This is a genomic window from Streptomyces sp. WELS2, from assembly GCF_013870595.1.
In the GTDB taxonomy this organism is placed as follows: Bacteria; Actinomycetota; Actinomycetes; order Streptomycetales; family Streptomycetaceae; genus Streptomyces.
The window spans coordinates 1-5,318 of the sequence record NZ_JACBWZ010000434.1 but is presented as its reverse complement, the minus strand read 5'-3'; the positions used below and the strand labels follow the sequence as shown (position 1 = coordinate 5,318).

Genomic DNA, 5,318 nt, shown 5'->3' with positions numbered 1-5,318 from the left:
TGCCCGCACCCGGGAGCCCCCCGGCGGCCCGGGGGGTGGGCGGCCGACTGGTAGGAGGCCGGCTGGTGGGCGGCCGGCTCATGGGGGGCCGGTGCCCAGCCGGCGTGCGGCCCCTGCCCCGGCTGGTGGGGCGGCGGCAGCGGAGAACCCACTGCGTGCTGCATCCGTTGCCACTTTCGTCTCGTACAGGCACTGTGCCGGCGGCGGGGGCACGCCCCACTGCCTACCGAACGGTACCGTCCCCGGCCGTCGTTCGGTGAAACGGCCGGGGACGGTCCCAAGTGCCCGGTCCGGGAAGGGAATCGGACGGAGGGAACAGTCCGGGACCTACTGCCCGACCTCGCCGTACGCGGCGAGGAGGACGGCCGGGTCGGGACCTTCCAGGACGGTGGGCTTGGCCAGTCCGTCCAGGACGATGAAGCGGAGCAGGTCGCCGCGGGACTTCTTGTCGAGCTTCATCGTCTCCAGCAGCTTGGGCCACTGGTCGTAGCGGTAGTGCAGCGGCAGGCCGACGGCTTCCAGGATCGCGCGGTGGCGGTCGGCGGTCGCGTCGTCCAGGCGGCCCGCCAGGCGGCCCAGTTCGGCGGCGAAGTGCATGCCGACGGAGACCGCGGCGCCGTGCCGCCACTTGTACCGCTCGTTCTTCTCGATCGCGTGGCCCAGGGTGTGGCCGTAGTTGAGGATCTCCCGCAGCCCGGACTCCTTCAGGTCCGCGGAGACCACGTCGGCCTTGACCCGGATCGACCGCTCGATCAGCTCGGCGGTGTGCGGGCCGGCCGGGGTGCGGGCGGCCTCGGGGTCGGCCTCGATCAGGTCCAGGATCACCGGGTCGGCGATGAACCCCGCCTTGATGACCTCGGCCAGGCCGGAGACGTAGTCGTGGACCGGCAGCGAGTCCAGCGCGGCCAGGTCGCACAGCACGCCCGCGGGCGGGTGGAAGGAGCCGACGAGGTTCTTGCCCTCGGCGGTGTTGATCCCGGTCTTGCCGCCGACCGCGGCGTCCACCATGGCCAGCACGGTGGTCGGGATCGCCACCCAGCGCACCCCGCGCAGCCAGGTCGCCGCGACGAACCCGGCCAGGTCCGTGGTGGAACCGCCGCCGACGCCGACGATGACATCCGTGCGGGTGAAGCCGCACTGGCCCAGCGCCTTCCAGCAGTAGGCGGCGACCTCGGCGGTCTTGGCCTCCTCCGCGTTGGGCACCTGGATCGCGACGGCCTCGTACCCCTGCCCGGCCAGGTCGGCCCGCAGTGCCTCGCCGGTCTCCGCGAGCGCCTCCGGGTGGATCACCGCGACCCGCTTGGCCCGGTCGCCGATCAGCCCGGCCAGTTCACCCAGCAGTTGCCGGCCGACCAGCACCTCGTAGGCGTCCGTGCCCGCCGTGGCACCGACCCGGATCCGGGTGACTGCGTCGCTCATCGCTGCTTCAACTCCAGTGCGTCCAGCACGCTCTGCGTGACCTCTTCGGGGGTACGGCCGTCCGTCGCGACCACCGCGGTGGCGACCTGTTCGTACAGGTGCCGTCGTGCTTCCATCAGCTCGCGCCACTGCTTGCGCGGGTTGACCGCGAGCAGCGGGCGGGCCACGTTCAGGCCGGTGCGCTTGACGGCCTCCTCGACCTCCATCGACAGGTAGACCACCCGGTGCCCGGCCAGCAGCGCCCGCGTGTCCTCGTCCAGGACGGCGCCGCCGCCCAGCGCCAGGACGCCGTCGTGCTCGGCGAGGGCCGTGCGCACGGCCGCCTTCTCCAGCGCGCGGAAGGCGGGCTCGCCCTCGTCCACGAAGATCTCGGCGATGGTGCGGCCCTGGGCGGCCACGATGTCGTCGTCGGTGTCCCGGTAGCCCACGCCGAGGTGGCCGGCGAGCAGCCGGCCCACCGTGGACTTGCCCACGCCCATCGGCCCGACCAGCACGAGTGCGGGTACCGCGCTCACCTGATCGCCAGGGTGTCGAGGTAGGAGCGGACGTTGCGGCGGGTCTCCGTGACGCTGTCGCCGCCGAACTTCTCCGCCACCGCGTCCGCCAGGACCAGGGCCACCATCGCCTCGGCGACGATCCCGGCGGCCGGCACCGCGCACACGTCCGACCGCTGGTGATGGGCCTGCGCCACCTCACCGGTTGCCACGTCCACCGTCCGCAGCGCCCGCGGCACGGTCGCGATCGGCTTCATCGCCGCCCGCACCCGCAGCAGCTCGCCCGTGGACAGACCACCCTCGGTACCACCGGAGCGGCCCGTGACCCGCCTGATGCCCTCGTCCGTGGTCACGATCTCGTCGTGCGCCTTCGAACCCGGCACCCGCGCCAGGTCGAAACCGTCACCGACCTCCACACCCTTGATCGCCTGGATGCCCATCAGCGCGGCGGCCAGCCGCGCGTCCAGCCGCCGGTCCCAGTGCACGTGCGAGCCCAGCCCGACCGGCACCCCGTAGGCCAGCACCTCCACCACACCACCGAGGGTGTCGCCGTCCTTGTGGGCCTGGTCGATCTCCGCGACCATCGCCTTGGAGGCGTCCGCGTCCAGGCAGCGCACCGGATCCGCGTCCAGCCGCTCCACATCCGCCGGCGTGGGGTACACCCCGTACGGCGCCCTGGCCGAGGCCAGCTCCACCACATGCGAGACGATCTCGATCCCGGCCGTCTCCCTCAGGTACGAACGCGCCACCGCCCCGAGCGCCACCCGGGCCGCGGTCTCCCGCGCCGAGGCACGCTCCAGGATCGGACGGGCCTCGTCGAAGCCGTACTTCTGCATGCCCGCCAGATCCGCGTGGCCCGGACGCGGACGGGTCAGCGGCGCGCTGCGCGCCAGACCCGCCAGCACCTCCGGATCCACCGGATCGGCCGCCATGACCTGCTCCCACTTCGGCCACTCGGTGTTCCCCACCATCACCGCCACCGGCGAACCCAGGGTCAGCCCGTGCCGGACACCACCCAGAAAGGTGACCTCGTCCCGCTCGAACTTCATCCGCGCACCACGGCCATAGCCGAGCCGCCGCCGCGCCAGGTGATCCGCCACCATCTCCGTGGTGATCGGCACGCCGGCGGGAAGACCCTCCAGCGTCGCGACAAGTGCCGGACCGTGGGACTCCCCAGCGGTCAGCCAACGCAGCCTGCTCAACGGTGCTCCTCAGTGCTCGCGCCCGGTACTGCCCGGCGTGCGCCCCTGGCGCACGGCGACGGCGTCACCGGGTGCGCGACCCCGGCACGCCACCTCCGATCCTCCCACGTCCCGGGGCGGCGGACAGCCGCCGGTCCAGCAGGCGGACGCCCGCGGAGGCGTCAGCGGGCGGCGAGCGCCTTCTCCCCGGCCTGCCGCATGGCGTCCAGCGGGCCCGGGGCCCGCCCGGTCATCTGCTCGAACTGGAGCACGGCCTGGTGGACCAGCAGGTCGAGGCCGCCGACCACGGCGCCGCCGAACATGGACCAGCGGGCCGCCAGTTCGGTGGGCCAGGGGTGGTAGAGCACGTCGAAGAGGGCGGCGGGGCGTTCCGGTACGGCGGCGGCGAGCGCGTCGGTCGTCCCGGCGGGCGTGGTGGCGATCACCAGCGGCGCGCTCAGCGCCGCGGCGGCGTCGGCCCAGTCCGCTGTGCGGACCTCGACGCCGAGCCGTTCGCCCCACTGGCGCATCTCGGCGGCGCGGGCCTCGCTGCGGACGTAGGCCACGACCTCCCCGGTGCAGATCCGGGCCAGCGCGGCGAGCGCGGAGGAGGCGGTGGCACCGGCGCCCAGGATGGCGGCGGAGCCGACCTCCTCGATGCCGTGCTCGCGCAGGGCGGCCACCATGCCCGGGATGTCGGTGTTGTCGCCGCGCCGGCGTCCGTCCTCGGTGAAGACCAGCGTGTTGACCGCGTCGACCGAGGCCGCGGTGTCGCTGACCTCGTCCAGCAGCGGGATGACGGCCCGCTTCAGCGGCATGGTCAGCGACAGCCCGGCCCACTCGGGCCCGAGCCGGTCCAGGAAGCCGGGCAGCGCGGCCTCGTCGACGTCGAAGCTGTCGTACGACCAGCCGGCGAGCCCGGCCGCCTGGTACGCCGCCCGGTGCAGCACCGGGGAGAGGGAGTGGGCGATCGGCGAGCCGAGCACGGCGGCACGACGGCCGTCAGTTGCCCGTGTTGGCATTGAACTTGTCCTTGAGCTCCAGGAATTCCGCGTACGTCTTGGCGAACTCGGTGTTGCTCATGCCGTCGGTCGCCACGAAGTAGATCCAGCCGTCGTGCGTGGGGTTCAGCATCGCCTTCAGCGCGTCCTCGCCGGGGTTGCCGATCGGGCCGGGCGGCAGCCCCGGGTGCCTGTACGTGTTGTACGGGCTGGGGTTGCTGTTGATCTCCTCCTCGGAGATGTGGATGTTGCTCTTGCCCAGGAGGTAGTTGTAGGTCGAGTCGAACTGCAGCTTCCGGTTGGTCTCGGTGTTGTCGGGCTTGAGGCGGTTGTAGACCACCTCGGCCATCTTGCGGAAGTCGTCGTGGGTCTTGCCCTCGGCCTGCACCAGGCTCGCGACCGTGACGAGCTGGTACGCGCTGTCCAGGCCGAACTCCCCGGCCTTCTCGTTCAGGCCGTAGGCGGCGTACTTCTGCTTGGCCTGGCCGATCATCTGCTGGAGGACGGCCTCCGGCTTCATGCCCTTGGCGGCCGGATAGGTGCCCGGGAAGAGGAAGCCCTCCAGCGGGTCCTTGAGGTCGGCGTGGTTCTGCGCCCAGGCGGGCAGGCCGAAGCTCTTGTACTGCTTCTCGGCGACCTTCTCGGTCGTGCCCGAGGACAGCTCCAGCTTCTTGTCGATGGCCGCGTACACGCCCGAGTTGCGCTCGCCGGGGGTGACGATGACGTTGTTCTGGCTGCGCGGGTCCAGCATCAGCCGGACGGCGCTGGCGGCGGACATCTCCTTCTTCAGGAGGTAGGCACCGGCCTGGATGCCGTCGGCGCCCGGGGTGTTGGTCTGGGCGTGGACGAACGCCTCGGCGCTCTTGACCACCCCGGCCTCCTTCAGGCGGCGGCCGATCTCCCAGCCTCCGGCGCCCTTGGGGATCTCGACGGTGACCGTCTCACCGGTGCCGTCACCCGCGTAGTCCGGGGCCGTGCCGAAACGATTTTGGTAGAACTGGTAACCGAAGTACCCGACTCCGCCGAGGCCGCCGCCGAACACCAGGACGACGACCATGCAGGCGCAGCCGGTGCGCCGCTTCTTGCTCTTGGCCGGTTTGCGGCCCTTGCCGCGCCGCTCCCGCCGGCTCGCGAGCTCGTGCTCCCCGGTGTCGCCCGCGCCGCCGCCGGCCACCGCCGGGACGTGCTCCTCCGCGCCGTGGACTCGGTGGCGTCGATGATCT

General features: G+C 72.3%; 6 protein-coding genes. All 6 read right to left on the bottom strand.

What is annotated here, in order from left to right:
- A partial coding sequence (locus tag H5J33_RS37690) for a Pro-rich N-terminal domain-containing protein (RefSeq protein ID WP_258565308.1) occupies window positions 1-164 on the bottom strand: 164 nt, incomplete at its 3' end.
- 163 nt (window positions 165-327) lie between these two features.
- The gene (gene aroB / locus H5J33_RS22555; protein ID WP_181796727.1) at window positions 328-1,419 is read right to left on the bottom strand and encodes a 3-dehydroquinate synthase; all 1,092 of its coding nucleotides are present in this window, start codon (window positions 1,417-1,419) and stop codon (window positions 328-330) included.
- Entirely contained in the window at window positions 1,416-1,898 is a 483-nt protein-coding gene (locus tag H5J33_RS22550; protein WP_181796728.1) for a shikimate kinase, read from the bottom strand. Before H5J33_RS22550 ends, aroB begins: the two co-directional genes overlap by 4 nt.
- Before the next feature lie 32 nt (window positions 1,899-1,930).
- Complete coding sequence (gene aroC, locus H5J33_RS22545; protein ID WP_181796726.1) at window positions 1,931-3,115, bottom strand: chorismate synthase; 1,185 nt, start codon at window positions 3,113-3,115, stop codon at window positions 1,931-1,933.
- Window positions 3,116-3,276: 161 nt separating this feature from the next.
- Entirely contained in the window at window positions 3,277-4,116 is an 840-nt protein-coding gene (locus tag H5J33_RS22540; RefSeq protein ID WP_181796725.1) for a shikimate dehydrogenase, read from the bottom strand.
- Window positions 4,097-5,318: endolytic transglycosylase MltG (gene mltG / locus H5J33_RS22535; RefSeq protein WP_181796724.1), on the bottom strand; the 1,222-nt coding region annotated here is incomplete at its 5' end. The genes H5J33_RS22540 and mltG, both read right to left, overlap by 20 nt.

What these genes read in the sequence shown, in the direction of transcription:
- aroB (WP_181796727.1), bottom strand. Translation starts at nt 1,419, where the DNA reads ATGAGCGACGCAGTCACCCGGATCCGGGTCGGTGCCACGGCGGGCACG.
- H5J33_RS22550 (WP_181796728.1), bottom strand. Translation starts at nt 1,898, where the DNA reads ATGGGCGTGGGCAAGTCCACGGTGGGCCGGCTGCTCGCCGGCCACCTC.
- H5J33_RS22540 (WP_181796725.1), bottom strand. Translation starts at nt 4,116, where the DNA reads ATGCCAACACGGGCAACTGACGGCCGTCGTGCCGCCGTGCTCGGCTCG.